General features: G+C 36.2%; 16 protein-coding genes and 1 riboswitch. Of the genes, 5 read left to right on the forward strand and 11 right to left on the reverse strand.

Annotation, left to right across the window (positions count from 1 at the left end; all coding sequences use genetic code 11):
• Positions 1-13: 13 nt before the first annotated feature.
• Positions 14-304 (reverse strand): Asp-tRNA(Asn)/Glu-tRNA(Gln) amidotransferase subunit GatC, encoded by a 291-nt coding sequence (gene gatC / locus JFU18_RS13775; RefSeq protein ID WP_000086999.1) that lies wholly within the window; start codon positions 302-304, stop codon positions 14-16.
• A gap of 141 nt (positions 305-445) precedes the next feature.
• Positions 446-682: a YiaA/YiaB family inner membrane protein gene (locus tag JFU18_RS13780; RefSeq protein ID WP_002029490.1), complete on the reverse strand. Its 237-nt coding sequence runs from the start codon at positions 680-682 to the stop codon at positions 446-448.
• A gap of 230 nt (positions 683-912) precedes the next feature.
• Between JFU18_RS13780 and JFU18_RS13785 the strand changes: the two genes are divergently transcribed.
• From JFU18_RS13785 to JFU18_RS13800, 4 genes are all read left to right on the forward strand, one after another.
• On the forward strand, positions 913-1,395 hold the full coding sequence (locus tag JFU18_RS13785; RefSeq protein WP_201034637.1) for a MarR family winged helix-turn-helix transcriptional regulator: 483 nt from the start codon (positions 913-915) through the stop codon (positions 1,393-1,395).
• A 228-nt stretch (positions 1,396-1,623) separates the two neighbouring features.
• Complete coding sequence (locus tag JFU18_RS13790; RefSeq protein WP_002140199.1) at positions 1,624-2,805, forward strand: ArsA family ATPase; 1,182 nt, start codon at positions 1,624-1,626, stop codon at positions 2,803-2,805.
• Positions 2,798-2,989 carry a DUF3926 domain-containing protein gene (locus tag JFU18_RS13795; RefSeq protein ID WP_002091335.1) on the forward strand — a complete coding sequence of 64 codons (192 nt, stop codon included), beginning with the start codon at positions 2,798-2,800 and terminating at the stop codon, positions 2,987-2,989. Before JFU18_RS13790 ends, JFU18_RS13795 begins: the two co-directional genes overlap by 8 nt.
• Positions 2,990-3,052: 63 nt before the next feature.
• A complete protein-coding gene (locus JFU18_RS13800; RefSeq protein ID WP_002091337.1) occupies positions 3,053-3,535 on the forward strand; it encodes an HXXEE domain-containing protein in 483 nt (160 codons plus the stop codon).
• Positions 3,536-3,702: 167 nt separating this feature from the next.
• Here JFU18_RS13800 and JFU18_RS13805 read toward each other — a convergent pair whose 3' ends face one another.
• Genes JFU18_RS13805 through JFU18_RS13815 form a run of 3 tightly spaced genes read right to left on the reverse strand, consistent with a single transcriptional unit; the run spans position 3,703 to position 6,253 of the window.
• Positions 3,703-4,557, reverse strand: a complete 855-nt coding sequence (locus JFU18_RS13805; RefSeq protein ID WP_201034636.1) for a MetQ/NlpA family ABC transporter substrate-binding protein — start codon at positions 4,555-4,557, stop codon at positions 3,703-3,705.
• A gap of 21 nt (positions 4,558-4,578) precedes the next feature.
• Positions 4,579-5,244 (reverse strand): methionine ABC transporter permease, encoded by a 666-nt coding sequence (locus tag JFU18_RS13810; protein ID WP_201034635.1) that lies wholly within the window; start codon positions 5,242-5,244, stop codon positions 4,579-4,581.
• A complete protein-coding gene (locus tag JFU18_RS13815) occupies positions 5,234-6,253 on the reverse strand; it encodes a methionine ABC transporter ATP-binding protein (protein WP_002010037.1) in 1,020 nt (339 codons plus the stop codon). Before JFU18_RS13815 ends, JFU18_RS13810 begins: the two co-directional genes overlap by 11 nt.
• Positions 6,254-6,379: 126 nt before the next feature.
• A riboswitch (SAM riboswitch) is annotated at positions 6,380-6,484 on the reverse strand.
• Positions 6,485-6,725: 241 nt separating this feature from the next.
• On the opposite strand from JFU18_RS13815, the gene JFU18_RS13820 reads away from it, so the two are divergent.
• Positions 6,726-7,271 carry a cysteine hydrolase family protein gene (locus JFU18_RS13820; RefSeq protein ID WP_002091344.1) on the forward strand — a complete coding sequence of 182 codons (546 nt, stop codon included), beginning with the start codon at positions 6,726-6,728 and terminating at the stop codon, positions 7,269-7,271.
• A gap of 331 nt (positions 7,272-7,602) precedes the next feature.
• On the opposite strand, the gene pruA is transcribed toward JFU18_RS13820, so the two are convergent.
• The 6 genes from pruA to pcrB all read right to left on the reverse strand — a co-directional run bounded on the left by pruA (position 7,603) and on the right by pcrB (position 16,340).
• Positions 7,603-9,150 (reverse strand): L-glutamate gamma-semialdehyde dehydrogenase, encoded by a 1,548-nt coding sequence (gene pruA / locus JFU18_RS13825; protein WP_002029484.1) that lies wholly within the window; start codon positions 9,148-9,150, stop codon positions 7,603-7,605.
• A 153-nt stretch (positions 9,151-9,303) separates the two neighbouring features.
• Positions 9,304-10,074 (reverse strand): TSUP family transporter, encoded by a 771-nt coding sequence (locus tag JFU18_RS13830; RefSeq protein WP_002029466.1) that lies wholly within the window; start codon positions 10,072-10,074, stop codon positions 9,304-9,306.
• Between the two features lie 94 nt (positions 10,075-10,168).
• Positions 10,169-11,365 (reverse strand): CamS family sex pheromone protein, encoded by a 1,197-nt coding sequence (locus JFU18_RS13835; protein ID WP_201032363.1) that lies wholly within the window; start codon positions 11,363-11,365, stop codon positions 10,169-10,171.
• A 16-nt stretch (positions 11,366-11,381) separates the two neighbouring features.
• The gene (ligA, locus tag JFU18_RS13840; protein WP_002010032.1) at positions 11,382-13,391 is read right to left on the reverse strand and encodes an NAD-dependent DNA ligase LigA; all 2,010 of its coding nucleotides are present in this window, start codon (positions 13,389-13,391) and stop codon (positions 11,382-11,384) included.
• A 15-nt stretch (positions 13,392-13,406) separates the two neighbouring features.
• Positions 13,407-15,638 (reverse strand): DNA helicase PcrA, encoded by a 2,232-nt coding sequence (gene pcrA, locus JFU18_RS13845; protein WP_002010031.1) that lies wholly within the window; start codon positions 15,636-15,638, stop codon positions 13,407-13,409.
• A gap of 12 nt (positions 15,639-15,650) precedes the next feature.
• Positions 15,651-16,340, reverse strand: a complete 690-nt coding sequence (gene pcrB, locus JFU18_RS13850; protein WP_002029470.1) for a heptaprenylglyceryl phosphate synthase — start codon at positions 16,338-16,340, stop codon at positions 15,651-15,653.
• Positions 16,341-16,457: the final 117 nt, after the last annotated feature.

Consider the following 16,457-nt stretch of genomic DNA (forward strand, 5'->3'; position numbering starts at 1 on the left):
GAAATTCCCTCCTCTATTCTAATACTGCTGGAACACGGATTTGATTATCTTTGTGATCCGGTGCATTTTTTAATACTTCTTCTACTGGTAAACCTTTTTCTGGCACATCTTCACGCATAACATTTTTCATAGTTAATACATGAGTTGTTGGTTTTACATCAGTTGTATCTAATTCATTTAACTGTTCTGCAAATGTAACAATTGCATCTAGTTGTTTTTGAAATTTTTCTGCTTCTTGATCAGTAATTGCAAGACGTGCTAAATGTGCTACGTGCTTTACATTCTCAACGGAAATTCTTGACACGGCTAGGCCACCTCCATAATATATCGTTCAATCTACAATACTATTGATGATACCAAATTTCCAGTACTTCAAGCAAGTCAACACACGGCACTTACGGTATTTTTACATAAAAAAAGAAAGGCAAATGCCTTTCTTTACAATTTACTCTTTATCTAACGATTTATTTTTCGGAAATCTCTCGTTATCTTCTTCATTATCACGAATTGTTTTTTGTAATACAAAACAAGACATCGTTAAAAATAATGTTCCAATTAAATAGTATCCTTTTACACTAAGCGTTTCATCTAGCGTATAAATCCCAATTAGCATTCCTGAAAGCGCACAAACAAATGAAGTCCATGCTAAAAACGTGAACGCTTGCGTATTTCGTCTTCTCATCGTTCTCCCCCTCGTTAGCTGTACACCTATTATAGATAAATATATTTATCACAATGGGTTTTTATGTAAAATCATTTTTCTATTTATTAATCTATCACAAAAAATTTCTATTTTGAAGATAATTTTCTTTCTAATCTGAAAAAACAGTTAAAAATATTGACATTTATTTCAATTCCACATAAAATAAAAACAAATATTACGAACCTCGAAATATACGGGAGTGGAAATAATTGTTACAATATGAACATTTTTTAGACTTACTGCTAGATAACGCCAAGAAACTTTTCTATCCAGAAGAATGGGTAAGCCTTGATTTAACACTTTCCAAGACAGAAGTATTTTGTTTACTTTGGATGGAGCGAAATACGGATATTACAATGACAAAAATTGCTGATCTTCTTGATATACCGATGAGTACAACAACGGGCGTTGTAAATCGCCTTGTAAAAAAGGGATATATTGAACGCTACCGGAATGAAAGCGATCGACGCATTGTATTAATTCGTTTAACAGAAAACGGCGTAATGCTCGTTCAAGAAGTAAAACAAAATGCGGCCCATTACTTTGGCCTAGTGACAGATGCATTGTCAGAAGAAGAAAAAGCATTCTTACTACAAATATTCCAAAAGATCATGAATCACATTGCTACGTCACAGCAAAAAACAGAAGAAAAGGTTTCTACACCTAAAATGAAAAACATTCCGATTGAATAAAGTGAAACTTTAATCAGTGGGGGTTTTTCTCATCCCTCACTGATTATTAGTTGAACCAATCGGGCATTTACGGACAGTTGACCTCCCACCTAATTTGTTTGCTCCAGTCGAATTTTTGGGCGGGAGTCTTACTGCCCGTTAATGCGGGATAAGACCCTAGTTGGGTTTTTATTCAATTAAATATTTCGACACTCGTAATATTCGACATTCGAAACAAAGGGGATATTAATGATGAGAATTATTCTGTATACAGGTAAAGGCGGCGTAGGAAAAACTAGCATTTCAGCAGCAACAGCAATCCAAAGTGCAAAACAAGGATTAAAAACATTAGTAATGAGTACAGATCCTGCTCATAGTTTAGGGGATTCATTTGGCATAAAACTATCTTCTGAGCCACTAGAAATTCGCGAAAACTTGTGGGCACAAGAAATTAACACTATTTATGAAATGGAAAAAGGCTGGGGGAAATTGCAGAAATATATTACACTACTCTTCACTTCCAAAGCAGCTGATGATATTACAACAGAAGAATTAACGATGTTCCCTGGTATGGAAGATTTAATTAGCTTACTTCGAGTACTCGATTACTATAAACACAACACTTACGACGTCATCATTATTGATTGCGCACCGACTGGAGAAACTTTAGCAATGCTTAGCTTTCCAGACATGCTCGGCTGGTGGATGGAAAAACTCTTTCCTATTAAAAGGAAGATTTTAAAAGTTGTTCGTCCTGTAGCTCAACCACTTCTTGGTGTCCCCCTTCCAACTGATGATATTATGGACGAATTAACGAATACGCTTGAACAGCTCGGAGAAATGAGAGATATTTTATCAAACCGAAAAGTAACGAGTATTCGCGTTGTTGTAAATCCTGAAAAAATGGTCATTAAAGAAGCTCAGCGTAGTTTTACTTATTTAAACTTATACGATTATAACGTAGATGCCATTATGATTAACCGCGTCATCCCTAACACTGTTACCGACCCTTACTTTCAGGCATGGAAAGATACACAAAAGAAATATAAGGCGTTAATTAAAGATAGTTTTCAGCCACTTCCTATTTACGAAGCTCCCATGTTTGAACAAGAAGTTGTTGGTTTAGCTATGTTAGAGCGTGTAGGAAATGCTTTATTTAAATCAGACCCTTCTCCTACTGAAGTGAAATTTAATGGCCGTACACAATATGTAAAAAAAGATGGCGATGAGTATATTTTCGTTCTGTCCATTCCCTTCTCAAACAAAAGTGAACTTTCATTAAATCAAAAAGGTGATGAACTTATTATTCGAGCCGGCTCTATGAAGCGAAATATCACCTTACCAAAAACATTAACACACCTTTCTATTCAAGGAGCTAAGTTTGAAGATGATGTACTAAACATTCGGTTTGGAGGTGTAGTACATGCATGATGAATTACTAAGAAAGGTAATTCGTACAAAAATAAAAATCGGTATGCGTATATTAGAAGAGCTACCGAATCCGATTCAGCAATCAGCTAAGCACGCACTAAATATTTTGCAAGAGGAGCTCTCCTCCTATGCTGAAGAACAACCGCAACCTGAGAGTAATTTAAAAAGCATCATAATTGAATAACTATACCCTTGTAGAAAGCCTTTTCTTATAGGCTTTCTATCCCTTTATTGGAGCTAATATAAGTTGATAAAAACATCTTCAACAAGACATTTCACCACTAATACAATCTGGCTAATCCCCCTTCTATTCTTTTTTCATAACCTTGAAGAAGCTTTCCAAATGCCACAATATATCGCTAATCGATTTTCGATCCATTTTATAACTAACAAACAATTTTTCATTGCAATTTCCATATTAACAACCTTCGTCTTACTCATAGTCATTCTATATCAATTAAGCATCATATCTTCTATTTATTTGATCATTTTTATACAGGGCTGTATCTTCTTTAACGCCGTTCAGCATATTATCTTGTATTTCATTTATCGTTCTTATAATCCAGGAGTAATCTCAGCATCTATCATTATCCTATTTTCTCTTTTCTTATTTTCATCAAAGAAACTATTAATCCCTAAAAAGAAATTAGCAAGTACACTCATTTTTAGTTTAATCTCTTACCCAATCATAATTTGGATTTCCTTATTATTAGCCAGCTGCTTTAATTAAAAAAAGACCAGGAAAACTCCTGGTCCATCACTCTACTTAACAAACATTGGATTCTATGTTATACAAAATTAGAAGGTACAGAATTAGGGTTTTGTTTGTTAAGTAGATTATATGTTGAACGAGCTAACAGCGGAGGGATTCCTACTGTTAGTCGTTAAACTCAATAATTATTTTACGATTTTTTCAAGCTCATCAAGTGAAAGATCTACTGAAATTGAACCATCATTTGTTTCTTTCTTAATTGCATCTTTTACTTCTTTTGAATGGTATAACTCAATTACTTTTTTCAGTGTTGGATCATTTTTATCTTTCGTACGAGCTGCGAAAATATTAATATAAGCCTTTGCATTTTCATTATTTGGATCTTCTAAGAAAATTGGATCCTTCGCTGGGTCTAATCCAGCTTGACCAGCAACACCGTTATTAATAACTGAAGCCGCTACATCTTTTAACACACGAGGTGTTTGCTGTGCGATAACCGGTGTAACTTTTAGCTTCTTTGGATTTTCAGCGATACCACTTGGATCCCCAAATAGACCAAAATCTTTCTTAAGCTTTAATAATCCAGCTGCATCAAGAAGTTTTAATGCACGTGCTTGGTTCGTTGGATCATTCGGAATAGCAATTTCCGAACCATCTGGGATTTCATTTGCTTTCTTATAGTTTTCAGAGTATAAGCCCATCGGTGCAATTTGCGTTGTACCAACAGCTGTAATATCTAACTTATGCTCCTTTTTAAATTGCTCTAAGAAAGCAATGTGCTGGAATGAGTTTAGTTCAATATCTCCATCAGCTAACGCTTTGTTGGGTGTTGTGTAATCAGAGAACTCAACCAGTTTAATTTTAATCCCTTCTTTTTCAGCTTTTTTCTTTAAAATTTCCCAAACGTCTCCATCTGTTCCAGTTACACCGACGCGAACTACTTTCTCTTTCGCTCCTGCACCTGTGTCTCCACCTGAGCAGCCGCTTAATGCTGTAATTCCTACGATCGCTGATAATGCAAATGCTAAAATTTTCTTCATTTTCTTTTCCCCTCTTCCTTTTTATGATCTGCGTAAAAAGACTTTCGCAAAGTAGTTCCCTAAATTTTGAGCCACCTGTACAAGAATAATAAGTAAAACGACCGTTACAAACATAACTGACGTATCAAAGCGTTGATAACCATATGTCATTGCTAAGTCACCAAGACCGCCACCACCGACAAGTCCTGCGACTGCAGAAAATTCAATTAAACCGACCGTCATAAACGTGACACCTAGGATCAATGGTGCTAAAGCTTCTGGTACGAGGATTTCAAAAACAATTCTAAGTGGTGAAGCGCCCATTGCTTGTGCTGCTTCAATTACTCCTTTCGGAACAGAAACAAGATTGGTTTCAACCATTCTAGCAATACCAATTGATGCAACTAACGTCATTGGGAAGATTGCTGCAGCCGTTCCAATCGTCGTTCCAATAACACTTCTTGTTAGTGGGCTTAAAGCTACTAAAAAGATAATGAATGGAACCGGACGAATTGTATTAATTATGATATTAAGAATAGAAAAGACCCATTTATTTTCTAAAAAATTTCCTTTTCTCGTTACATACAACAGTAAACCTAGAGGTATACCGAGAATTGTAGCGAATATAAGGGTTACAATTACCATTAAGAGGGTATCCACCGTCGCATCTAATATGCGAGGCCAAAATATACTCCAATCAACTCGCATGAGCTTCTACCTCCTTCAGCTGCACTTGCAGTCTTAGATGTTGTAATGCTTTTTGAATTTCTTTCTGTTCACCTTGTAGTTCTACAAGAAGATTTCCAAATAGCACATTTTGGAGTTCAATAATATTTCCATAAAGAACATTTACATCGACGTTATAGTTTTTCGCAATATATGATAGTACAGGCTGCCCTGTCTCTTCCCCAGTAAAAGTCAGGCGATAAATCTGACCTCCGTTTTGAATTTTCGCTAGAACACTTTCTGGTAAGTGATCATTAATAACAGAGCGTACAAAATTTTGAGTGGTCTTTGTTTTTGGTTGTGTGAAAACGTCAAACAGTTTTCCTTCCTCAATTACTTTTCCTTTTTCCATAACGGCTACACGGTGACAAATTTCTTTCACAACGTGCATTTCATGTGTAATAAGTAGAATCGTTAAATTGTACTCTCTATTTACTTTCTTTAATAAATTTAAGATTTCTGTTGTTGTTTCCGGATCTAAAGCTGATGTTGCCTCATCACATATGAGAATATCCGGTGATGTCGCAAGTGCTCTTGCAATCCCAACACGCTGCTTTTGTCCACCTGATAACTGTTCTGGATAATAGTTCGCTTTATCTTCTAAACCAACAAATTTTAGTAGTTCATTCACTCTTTCTTTTATCTCATTCTTCGGCAATTTCGCTAACCTTAATGGATAAGCAATGTTCCCAAACACCGTTCTTGAATTAAATAGATTGAAACTTTGGAAAATCATCCCAATTCTTTGTCTTAGTGTCCGTAATTCTTTCGCCGATAATGATGTAATATCTTTATCATCTATTGAAATTGTTCCTGCAGTTGGTCTTTCTAACATATTTACTAAACGTAATAGCGTACTCTTTCCAGCACCACTAAATCCGATAATGCCAAAAATTTCGCCCTTTTCAACTGACAGCGTTACATCCTCAACCGCATGAACAGATTGCCCACCTGATTCATATACTTTACTTACATTGTTAAAAGAAATCATTTTCTTCCCTCCTATATGCTGTAAAAACTTGAAGTAGAGCTTTCGAGGTAAAATAAAAAGTGCTCTCCTTCTTATCAGTAATAAAAGATAAGAAGGAGAGCACTTTTATATGTACTCATTCACATCTTCTCATCTTCCAAGCCTTTATAGGCTTGCTGGAGTTAGCACGGTATTAAAAAACCCGTTGCTGAGGTATCGTAGGGCCAGTCCCTCCACCTCTCTGGATAAGAGTGTATCGATTTAATTGTCGTTTAATTAAGTCTTATTATAGAACTCAGAATAATGAGAGTCAATACATTTTTCGGAAAAATATTAATCATTTCTCTATTTGAATTTTAAAATAAGAAGTAACAATACAATAGTGATTTTTAAAGTTATGTAAAATCCTTCTCACTCATACTTTTAAAAAGGAGAATCTTCTCTACTCATTGAATAACATTATTTGAATATGAAATCGGAGGAAGATAGATATATGAAAACAGCTCTTTTGCTCGTCGACATTCAAAATGATTATTTTCCAAGCGGAATGATGGAATTACGTAATCCAGTAGAAGCAAGTGAATATGCTAGTCAGCTACTACAACATTTTAGAATAAGAAACGAACCTATTTTTCATATCCAACATGTAGCTATAAAAGATAGCGCTACTTTTTTCCTACCCAATACAGAAGGTGTCCATATTCACGAAAATGTCCGTCCACTTAGAGAGGAAACCGTTATCCTTAAACATTATCCAAATAGCTTCCGAGAAACTGATCTTCTAGAACAATTACAACGTTCAGGAATTGAGCACGTCGTAATATGCGGGATGATGACCCATATGTGTATTGATGCTACAGTAAGAGCTGCTTTTGATTTTGGCCTTCACTGTACCGTAATACACGATGCTTGTGCTACAAAAGATCTTTCATTTAAGAATGCTACTATACCAGCTGTTTATATTCATAATACAATTTTGGCGAGTTTAAATGGAGTATACGCAAATATAATGAGTACAGAAGAGTTTTTAGCGACCTAAAAAAAACACTCCTTTCAGTTAGCAAAGCCGAAAGGAGTGTTCTCTTGTCTAACCATAGATTTTCTTTCAAATTGTATTATACAGGAAATCCTCAAAATGAATACTAAAAAATATGACTAATAAGTCAATTTTTCTCGCTGTTTTGTTTCTATTTTCATGTTTATCCCGATATTAATAGGGTTTAACTAATTCAAAAGAACAAATAGTAATATTTGGAAACCTTTTCTTGATTGAAATTAACTAGCTTCTATAAAATCGATTGCTTCTGCTATAGAGAGTTTCTCAAAAAGAAAAGATCTTCACAGTCTGTGAAGATCTTTTCTACTATTTCTTATAAAGTTTCAGAAGTAGTTTTTGCTTGCATGTGAAGTGCTAAGTAGTCAGGGCCACCAGCTTTAGAGTCTGTACCAGACATGTTAAAGCCACCGAATGGTTGGTAACCTACGATTGCACCAGTACATCCACGGTTGAAGTATAAGTTACCAACGTGGAAGTCTTCGCGTGCTTTTTCAATATGGTCACGGTTGTTAGAAAGAACTGCTCCTGTTAAACCGTATTCTGTATTATTTGCAATTGCAAGTGCATGATCAAAGTCTTTTGCTTTACAGAATGCTACTACTGGTCCGAAGATTTCTTCTTTCATTAAACGAGCATCTTCTGCAACGTCAGCAACGATTGTTGGTTGGATGAACCAGCCTTTAGAATCGTCTCCTTCGCCACCTGATACGATTTTACCTTCTTCTTTACCAATTGCAACATAGCTCATTACTTTATCGAATGCAGCTTGGTCATTAACAGGTCCCATGTTGATATCTTTTGCATCTGGGTTACCTACTGTTAATTCTTTTGTTAATTCAACAGCACGATTTAATACATGATCGTATACATCTTCATGGATTACTGCACGAGAACATGCAGAACATTTTTGTCCTGAGAATCCGAATGCTGATGCAACGATAGATTTAGCTGCTAATTCAAGATCTGCCTCTTTATCAACAACGATTGTATCTTTACCGCCCATTTCAGCGATAACACGTTTTAACCAAATTTGTCCTGGGTTTACTTTTGCTGCACGTTCGTAAATACGAATACCTACATCGCGAGATCCAGTAAAGCTAACGAAACGTGTACGAGGGTGATCTACTAAGTAGTCACCAACTTCAGAGCCATTACCTGGAACGAAGTTTACTACGCCAGCTGGTAAACCAGCTTCTTCTAATACTTCCATAAATTTCGCTGCTACTACAGGAGTTGTACTAGCTGGTTTTAGTAATACTGTGTTACCAGAAACTACAGCAGCTGTTGTCATACCTGCCATAATTGCGAATGGGAAGTTCCAAGGAGAAATGATAACACCTACTCCTAATGGAATGTAAGAGAAACGATTATATTCAATTGGACGGCTTTCTACTGGAATACCGTCTTTTAATTTCAACATTTGGCGAGCATAATATTCCATAAAGTCGATTGCTTCTGCTGTATCAGCATCTGCCTCATTCCATGGTTTACCTGCTTCTTTTACAAGAATAGCAGAGAACTCATGTTTTCTACGACGAACGATTGCTGCAGCACGGAATAAAATATCTGCACGCATTTCTGGTTTTGACTTTCTCCAAGTTTGGAATGTTGCATCCGCTACTTGCATTGCTTTTTCAGCTAATTCACGGCTTGCTTTTGAAACACGACCAACAAGTTCCTCTTTATTTGCAGGGTTTACAGAAACAATTTTGTCTTCTGTAGTGATTTTTTCTCCCCCGATAATTAATGGATAGTCTTGTCCAAGATAAGATTCTACTTTCTTTAAACCCTCTTCAAACGCTAATTTGTTAGCCTCTACTGAAAAATCTGTAAATGGCTCATGTTTGTATGCTACTACCATCTTTTTAGCCTCCCCTTAGAAAAACGTTTACATTTTACAACATTATTCTACACGATAATTTAGATTTATTCAAATATTCCTAGACTTATATTTTAAAAATTAATAAATTTTTAAAATATAATAAAAAAAAGAGATTCATACATACGTATGAATCTACAAAATATGAGTATATTCCAAAACATTTTTCCCGATTAATAAAATAGTAACTAATAAAAATAAAGTCCTTACATATCCAACACCTTTTTGAACCGCAAACTTCGATCCAAAATAAGCACCTAAAATCATTGATAAGCCCATAATTATACCGTATTCAAAATGAATCACATCTAAAAATAAAAAAGTAATTAAAGATACGATATTACTAACGAAGTTCAAAAGTTTTCCAGATGCTGCCGCTTGAATAAAATCCAAACCAATTAATAAAAATGCAAAAATTAAAAAGGATCCTGTCCCTGGTCCAAAAAATCCATCATAAAATCCTATCATTAAAATAACAAAGAAAAACATTAATGTTTTTCCTTTTGTCATCTTTTTATAGGTAGATGCACTTCCCCAATCTTTTTTCGCAATAATATAAATGGCAATAAAAACCAACATTACGAGTACTAGCGGACGCAAAATATCAGGCGGAATAAACTTTACTACTAAAGCCCCTGCGACTGCTCCAATAATAGTTAACGGGATTAACTTTCCTACAATCCGAAAATTCACCTTGCCTGATCGAATAAAATAAATTGTGCTCGTAAGCGTCCCCATCGTTGCAGCTAATTTATTCGTTGCGATTGCCGAAGCTGGTGATAAACCAACAAACATAAGTGCAGGAAGCGAAATTAATCCTCCCCCTCCAACAACCGAATCAATAAAAGCAGCTAAAAACCCGAATGCAATTAATAAAATAATGACTTGAAAGCTTAGTTCTTCCATGACTTTGCCCCTTACCCCTTTATTTGTAACATTTAAAATTATAACAAAATTTTTCAAGAAAAAAAGCTGTTCCTTTATGGAACAGCTCTCATCTTTAATCTAAAATTTTCACAAATGGTTCATCTTGCTTCGCTTCACGTATAATAATTGCTTCTGGACGTTCTACAGATTTAATTGTTACTTGTACTTTCATATAATTCGGGAAGTATTCCATAACAAGTCCAGCTACATATTGTGTAAAACCAATTACTTCAGCTTTCCCATTGAATTGGACAGGAATATCGAGCTTCATTTCTTTTAATTCATCATCTCTATACATTCCAGTACCGATAACAGCTGTATAATCGCCTTGGAAATACTCACTTAACTTCGCTTTAAAGTTTGACACCCTTGCAAGGTCTTCACGTTTATTATCCGCTTTTGCTTGTTCAGATGGGAATAAATAGTATTTCTCATTGATCGGCTTCCAATCCTCAACCGTTTCACTGCCTTTTTCTACCTTAGCATAAGAAACAAAATTCCCTGGTACAAGCGAAGACTTTGGACCTTGACGATAAATCGCAAATGTAACCGGAATATTTTTTATTTCAGGCTTTTTTTGCTGCATTACTTTCAAGATTTCTTGGGCCATCCTTTTCCCTTCAGCTAACATTTTCACATCTGGAATTGCAGCCTCACGCGGATAACCATGCTCTTCCTCATAATATTGAACAGAATTCATCGCTAATCCAACTACAATGCCATCAGGTTCATTATCGTTCCCACCTTTTTGCACGTAGTAATCATGCTCTAAAATGTTTGAGATATACATTGGATGTTTTTTATTTTTCACTTCTAGTGACTCCGAACCTTCACTTAAGGCTGGATTCAGTCCGATATTTGGAAATTTAACTGCATCTTTTTTCAACTTATCCTCTAGCTCTTTTTGTTCAGCATCTGTACGCTTTCTTTTTACAAGCATTTGTATATCTTGAGCCTCTAGAAACTTTCCGCCTTTAAAGAAATAATCTTTCGTACTAAACGATTCTTTGGCAATGCGCATTAATCCTGTTTCAAATTCATCTACATCTAGACGACTATTTAAACCTTGTACAACTAAACCACGTGCCTTACCTGGATCAAATTCAACCGTTGTCTTATAATATTCATCCGAAATGGAGTATTTCGGGATAACTGCTTGTTCTTTCGCTTTCCCCGATTTCTCAACTGCTTTTTCATCTTTATTGGAACCCATACTACACCCACTTACAAGTAGGCTAAGACTTAATACCGCTAACGCTATTTTTTTCATCGTAAGTTTGCACCTCTTACTTATTCAGCTCTTGTAAGAACCTCTCTTCATTCCAAACTTCAACATTGTGCTTCTCTGCTTGCGCTAATTTCGAGCCTGCAGCTTCACCAGCAACAAGTAAATCCGTACTTTTACTAACACTTCCTGTTACTTTTCCACCTAATGCCTCAATTTTCTTCTTCGCTTCACTGCGGCCCATAACTTCTAATTTCCCTGTTAAGACGACAGTTTTTCCTGCGAAGTACGATTCAACATTTTGTAAATCAGCAATTTTTATACCTTTGTATGCCATGTTCACGCCATACTCTTTAAATTGTTGTAATAGCTCTAATACGTCTTCATTATCGAAATACGTTACAACGGATTGAGCCATTTTTTCACCAATCTCATTAATTGTTTTTAATTCTTCTTCCGTCGCTTTCACAAGCTCATCCATCGTTTCGAAATGCTCAGCAAATGTACGTGCCGCTTTCGCACCGACATGACGAATACCAAGACCGAATAATAATCGCTCTAATGAGTTTTCCTTAGAATTCTCAATTGCTTGGACTAAATTTGTTGCTGATTTTTCACCGAAACGTTCTAGTTCTAATAATTGCTCTTTCGTCAATGAATATAAATCAGCAAACGTACGAATATAATCCGCATCAAAGAGTTGTGTAATTACACGTTCTCCGAGTCCATCAATATTCATTGCATTTCTTGAAACGAAATGGATTAATCCTTCACGAATTTGAGCTGGGCAAGTCGGATTTATACATCGAAGTGCTACTTCTTCTTCTAAACGAACAAGTTCACTCTCACATGCTGGACAATGCGTTGGCATATGATATTCTTCTTCCTCACCAGTACGCTTATCAAAAATAACGTTCACAACTTCAGGAATGATATCTCCAGCCTTTTTCACAACAACGTAGTCACCAATTCGAATATCCTTTTCACGAATTAAATCTTCGTTATGTAAAGAAGCACGACGAACGATAGTACCAGCCACTCTAACTGGCTCGAGCTCTGCAGTTGGTGTTACAACTCCTGTGCGGCCGACACTTAATTCAATCCCTGTTAATCTCGTCACAACTTCTTCAGCTGGGAATTTATAAGCTATTGCCCATCTTGGACTCTTTGCTGTAGTTCCTAAGCTTTCTTGAATAGCAACATCGTCTACTTTTATAACGATTCCGTCAATCTCATAATCAAGATGCGGGCGTTTTTCTTGCCACTCTTCTACATAGGCTATTACGTCTTCAATTGTTTCACATGTACGACGATTTGGATTCGTCTTAAATCCAAGCTCACCTAAGAAATCCAGTGATTCACTGTGGGATGGAATTGTTTTTTCTTCTACATTAGCAAGACCATACACAAACATAGATAAGTTACGCTTCGCTGCAATTTTCGGATCAAGTTGGCGTATCGATCCTGCTGCCGCATTACGTGGATTCGCAAATACATCTTCACCATTTTGTTCTTTCTCTTCATTCAATTTAACGAATGAACGCTTCGGCATATAAGCCTCGCCTCGTGCTTCTAACGTTACTTCTTCATTTAAACGCAGCGGGATAGCTTTAATCGTTTTTAAGTTTTGGGTAATATCTTCACCCGTTATACCATCACCACGTGTTGCTCCTTGAATGAAGCGTCCTTTTTCATAATGAAGTGAAACAGCAAGTCCGTCAATTTTTAATTCGCATATATATCTTACATTCGCATCATCAATTCCCTGATGTACTCTTCGATCAAAATCACGCAAATCTCCTTCATTAAACGCGTTTCCTAAACTTAACATTGGTGATTTATGCGTTACCTTTTCAAATATATCAAGAACAGTCCCCCCAACGCGAATGGAGGGAGAGTCTTCACTCATAAACTCTGGGTTCTCTGCTTCTAATTTTATAAGCTCCTGCATATCACGGTCATATTCCGCATCAGAAACAGAAGGATTGTCTAATACGTGATATTGATAGTTAAATGTATTTAACAAATCACGCAGTTCTTCTATACGTTTTTTGGCTATCTCTTTTGACATATCCTCAGTCCTTTCCTATTGTTTCGTCACAGGTGCAAATTTTGCTAATAAACGTTTAATACCAATTGGGCTTGGGAATGCAATATCTAATTCTTTTGAATCACCTTCACCCTTTACACTTACAACTGTACCGACTCCCCACTTCTGGTGAGCTGCTTTATCGCCTATTCCCCAGCCAATTTGCTCGCCACCTGTCGTCTTAACAGCCGGACGCGCGAAAGCTGAACGAGAACGTGTTGTAGTTGCGCTTGTCGTTCTTCCCTTTGCACCAAACGAAGTTTCACGCTTCGGTGCTGTTTCGTTTAATGGTTCTACTAATTCTGCCGGAATCTCTGTAATAAATCGAGATGCTGCATTCATACTTGTTCTACCAAATAAAGTACGCATTTGAGCATTGGATAAGTATAGCTCTTCTTCTGCACGAGTAATACCTACATAGGCAAGACGACGCTCTTCTTGCATTTCATCCTCTTCCATAAGAGAACGAGTATGCGGGAATATCCCTTCCTCTAAGCCAACAATAAAGACAACTGGGAACTCTAATCCTTTTGCTGAGTGCATCGTCATTAAAATAACTTCTTCACCGGCAGTTGGATCTTCATCTACACGATCAATATCAGCAACAAGAGCTAAGTCTGTTAAGAATGCAACAAGGCTCTTATCTTCGCTTTGGGATTCAAATGTTTGTGTAACAGATAAAAACTCGTCTAAGTTTTCTAAACGACCTTCTGCTTCTAAAGATCGCTCATTTTTCAGCATATCGCGATAGCCTGTCTTTTCAATAACTTCTTCTACTAATTCTGTAACAGATAAATACTCTTGCATATTTACCCAGTTGTGTAATAAACTTGCGAATTCTTTTACTGCTTTTGTTATTTTTGCACTTACACCAACATGCTCAATCTCATCAAATACAGCAGTTAATGAGATTCCGTTTTGCACACCATAATTAATAATTTTATCGATAGAAGTCGCACCAATCCCGCGCTTTGGCATGTTTATAATACGTCCAAAACTAATCTCATCATCTGGATTCCCAATTAAACGTAAGTACGCCAAAATGTCTTTAATCTCTTTACGGTCGTAGAACTTAGTACCTCCGACAATTTTGTAAGGGATATTAGATTTTAGGAAAATCTCCTCAATCATACGAGACTGGGCATTTGTACGATATAACACTGCAAAATCAGTATATTTTCGGTTCCCCATTTGAATATCGTCACGAATTTTTTTCGCAACAAAATACGCTTCGTCCTTTTCGGTTGCAGCACGATAATACGAGATTTTGCTTCCAATTTGATTTTCTGTCCATAATTTCTTCGGTTTACGGTTTGAATTTTTTTCAATTACAGCATTAGCTGCATTTAAAATATTTTGTGATGAACGATAGTTTTGTTCTAACAGAATAACTTGTGCATTCTCATAGTCTTTTTCGAATGACAAAATGTTAGAAATGTCAGCCCCGCGCCAGCGGTAAATAGACTGATCCGAATCACCAACAACACAAAGGTTTTTAAAACGTGATGCCAAATGTTTAACAAGAAGGTACTGAGCTTTGTTCGTATCTTGATACTCATCAACGTGAATATATTGGAATTTACGCTGATAAAACTCTAGTACTTCTGGAACACGTTCAAATAGCTGAATCGTCGTCATAATTAAATCATCAAAGTCTAATGAGTTATTTTTCAAAAGACGTTTTTGATATTCTGTATATACATCGCTCGTTAATTTTTCATATGGATCAGCGGTTGTAATTTTTTTTGCATATTTATCTGCAGATAACAGTTCATTTTTCGCATTGCTAATACCCGCTAAAATAGAGCGCGGCTCAAACTTCTTCGGGTCAATATTGCGCTCCTTCATAATTTTTTTTACTACAGTTAACTGATCACCTGAATCTAAGATTGTAAAGTTACGATTAATACCAATGCGGTCAATATCACGTCGTAAAATACGTACGCACATAGAGTGGAACGTAGAAATCCAAATATCTTCTGCTTCTGGTCCAACAAGTTTATCAATACGCTCACGCATTTCACGAGCAGCTTTATTTGTAAAGGTAATTGCTAGTACATTCCATGGCGCCACACCTTTTTCACCAAGTAAATATGCAATACGGTGTGTTAACACACGTGTTTTCCCACTACCTGCGCCTGCCATTAATAGAAGTGCTCCATTTGTTGTTTGTACTGCTTTTTGTTGCTGCGGATTTAAACCATTTAATAACTTATCTGTCGTACTCATATGTGCCTGCACCTACTCTCCTTTTACTGCTTTAACTGTTTTTAATGCCGATTTTATATCATCATAAATAATATTTCCAACAACTACTGTATCAGCATACTGCGCCATTTCTTTCGCTTGTTCTGCATTAGAAATACCACCGCCATAATATAGCTTAGCTTGTTTCAATTCTGCTTTTACATTTTTAACAAGCTCAATGTCTCCATAGGTCCCGCTATATTCTAAATAGAATATCGGTAAATGTAATAGCTTGTCTGCTAAACGCGCATATGCAATAACATCATCTTCTGTTAAATCACATTTTGCATCTGTAAGCTGGGCTACTTTCGCTTCTGGGTTTAAAACACAATACCCTTCCATGTAAATTTCGTCCCAGTCCATAATATCCCCAAATTCTTTCAATGCCTCATGATGAACACCTGTTACCCATTCTACTTTTCGGCTATTTAAAACACTTGGGATGTAATAAAAATCAAATCCTGGTGTAATTGCCTCCACATCAGAAACCTCTAACACACAAGGCACTGCATATCTACGAATGCTAACTAGCATGTGTAATACGTTATCAATTGTTATACCGTCACTTCCGCCTACAATAACAGCATCCGTTCCAGATTCACAAATCATTTCTAAATGTTCGTCACTTAACTCCTTATTTGGATCAAGCTTAAATACATGTTTCCATTTGGAAATATCGTACATGAAAACACCCTTTCTTTTCTCTAGTTATATAATTTCTGTTCAAAATAACAGTTAATTTTTATCAAGTTTTTTTACATTCCTTGCTATATCTTTACCAGACTGGCGTATGCAACGATG

Source organism: Bacillus sp. TH22, assembly GCF_016651015.1.
Classification (GTDB): Bacteria; Bacillota; Bacilli; order Bacillales; family Bacillaceae_G; genus Bacillus_A; species Bacillus_A mycoides.

What these genes read in the sequence shown, in the direction of transcription:
- JFU18_RS13820 (WP_002091344.1), top strand. Translation starts at nt 6,726, where the DNA reads ATGAAAACAGCTCTTTTGCTCGTCGACATTCAAAATGATTATTTTCCA.
- JFU18_RS13815 (WP_002010037.1), bottom strand. Translation starts at nt 6,253, where the DNA reads ATGATTTCTTTTAACAATGTAAGTAAAGTATATGAATCAGGTGGGCAA.
- JFU18_RS13780 (WP_002029490.1), bottom strand. Translation starts at nt 682, where the DNA reads ATGAGAAGACGAAATACGCAAGCGTTCACGTTTTTAGCATGGACTTCA.
- JFU18_RS13810 (WP_201034635.1), bottom strand. Translation starts at nt 5,244, where the DNA reads ATGCGAGTTGATTGGAGTATATTTTGGCCTCGCATATTAGATGCGACG.
- JFU18_RS13835 (WP_201032363.1), bottom strand. Translation starts at nt 11,365, where the DNA reads ATGAAAAAAATAGCGTTAGCGGTATTAAGTCTTAGCCTACTTGTAAGT.
- JFU18_RS13790 (WP_002140199.1), top strand. Translation starts at nt 1,624, where the DNA reads ATGATGAGAATTATTCTGTATACAGGTAAAGGCGGCGTAGGAAAAACT.
- pcrA (WP_002010031.1), bottom strand. Translation starts at nt 15,638, where the DNA reads ATGAGTACGACAGATAAGTTATTAAATGGTTTAAATCCGCAGCAACAA.
- JFU18_RS13805 (WP_201034636.1), bottom strand. Translation starts at nt 4,557, where the DNA reads ATGAAGAAAATTTTAGCATTTGCATTATCAGCGATCGTAGGAATTACA.
- JFU18_RS13830 (WP_002029466.1), bottom strand. Translation starts at nt 10,074, where the DNA reads ATGGAAGAACTAAGCTTTCAAGTCATTATTTTATTAATTGCATTCGGG.
- pruA (WP_002029484.1), bottom strand. Translation starts at nt 9,150, where the DNA reads ATGGTAGTAGCATACAAACATGAGCCATTTACAGATTTTTCAGTAGAG.
- JFU18_RS13795 (WP_002091335.1), top strand. Translation starts at nt 2,798, where the DNA reads ATGCATGATGAATTACTAAGAAAGGTAATTCGTACAAAAATAAAAATC.
- pcrB (WP_002029470.1), bottom strand. Translation starts at nt 16,340, where the DNA reads ATGTACGATATTTCCAAATGGAAACATGTATTTAAGCTTGATCCAAAT.
- ligA (WP_002010032.1), bottom strand. Translation starts at nt 13,391, where the DNA reads ATGTCAAAAGAGATAGCCAAAAAACGTATAGAAGAACTGCGTGATTTG.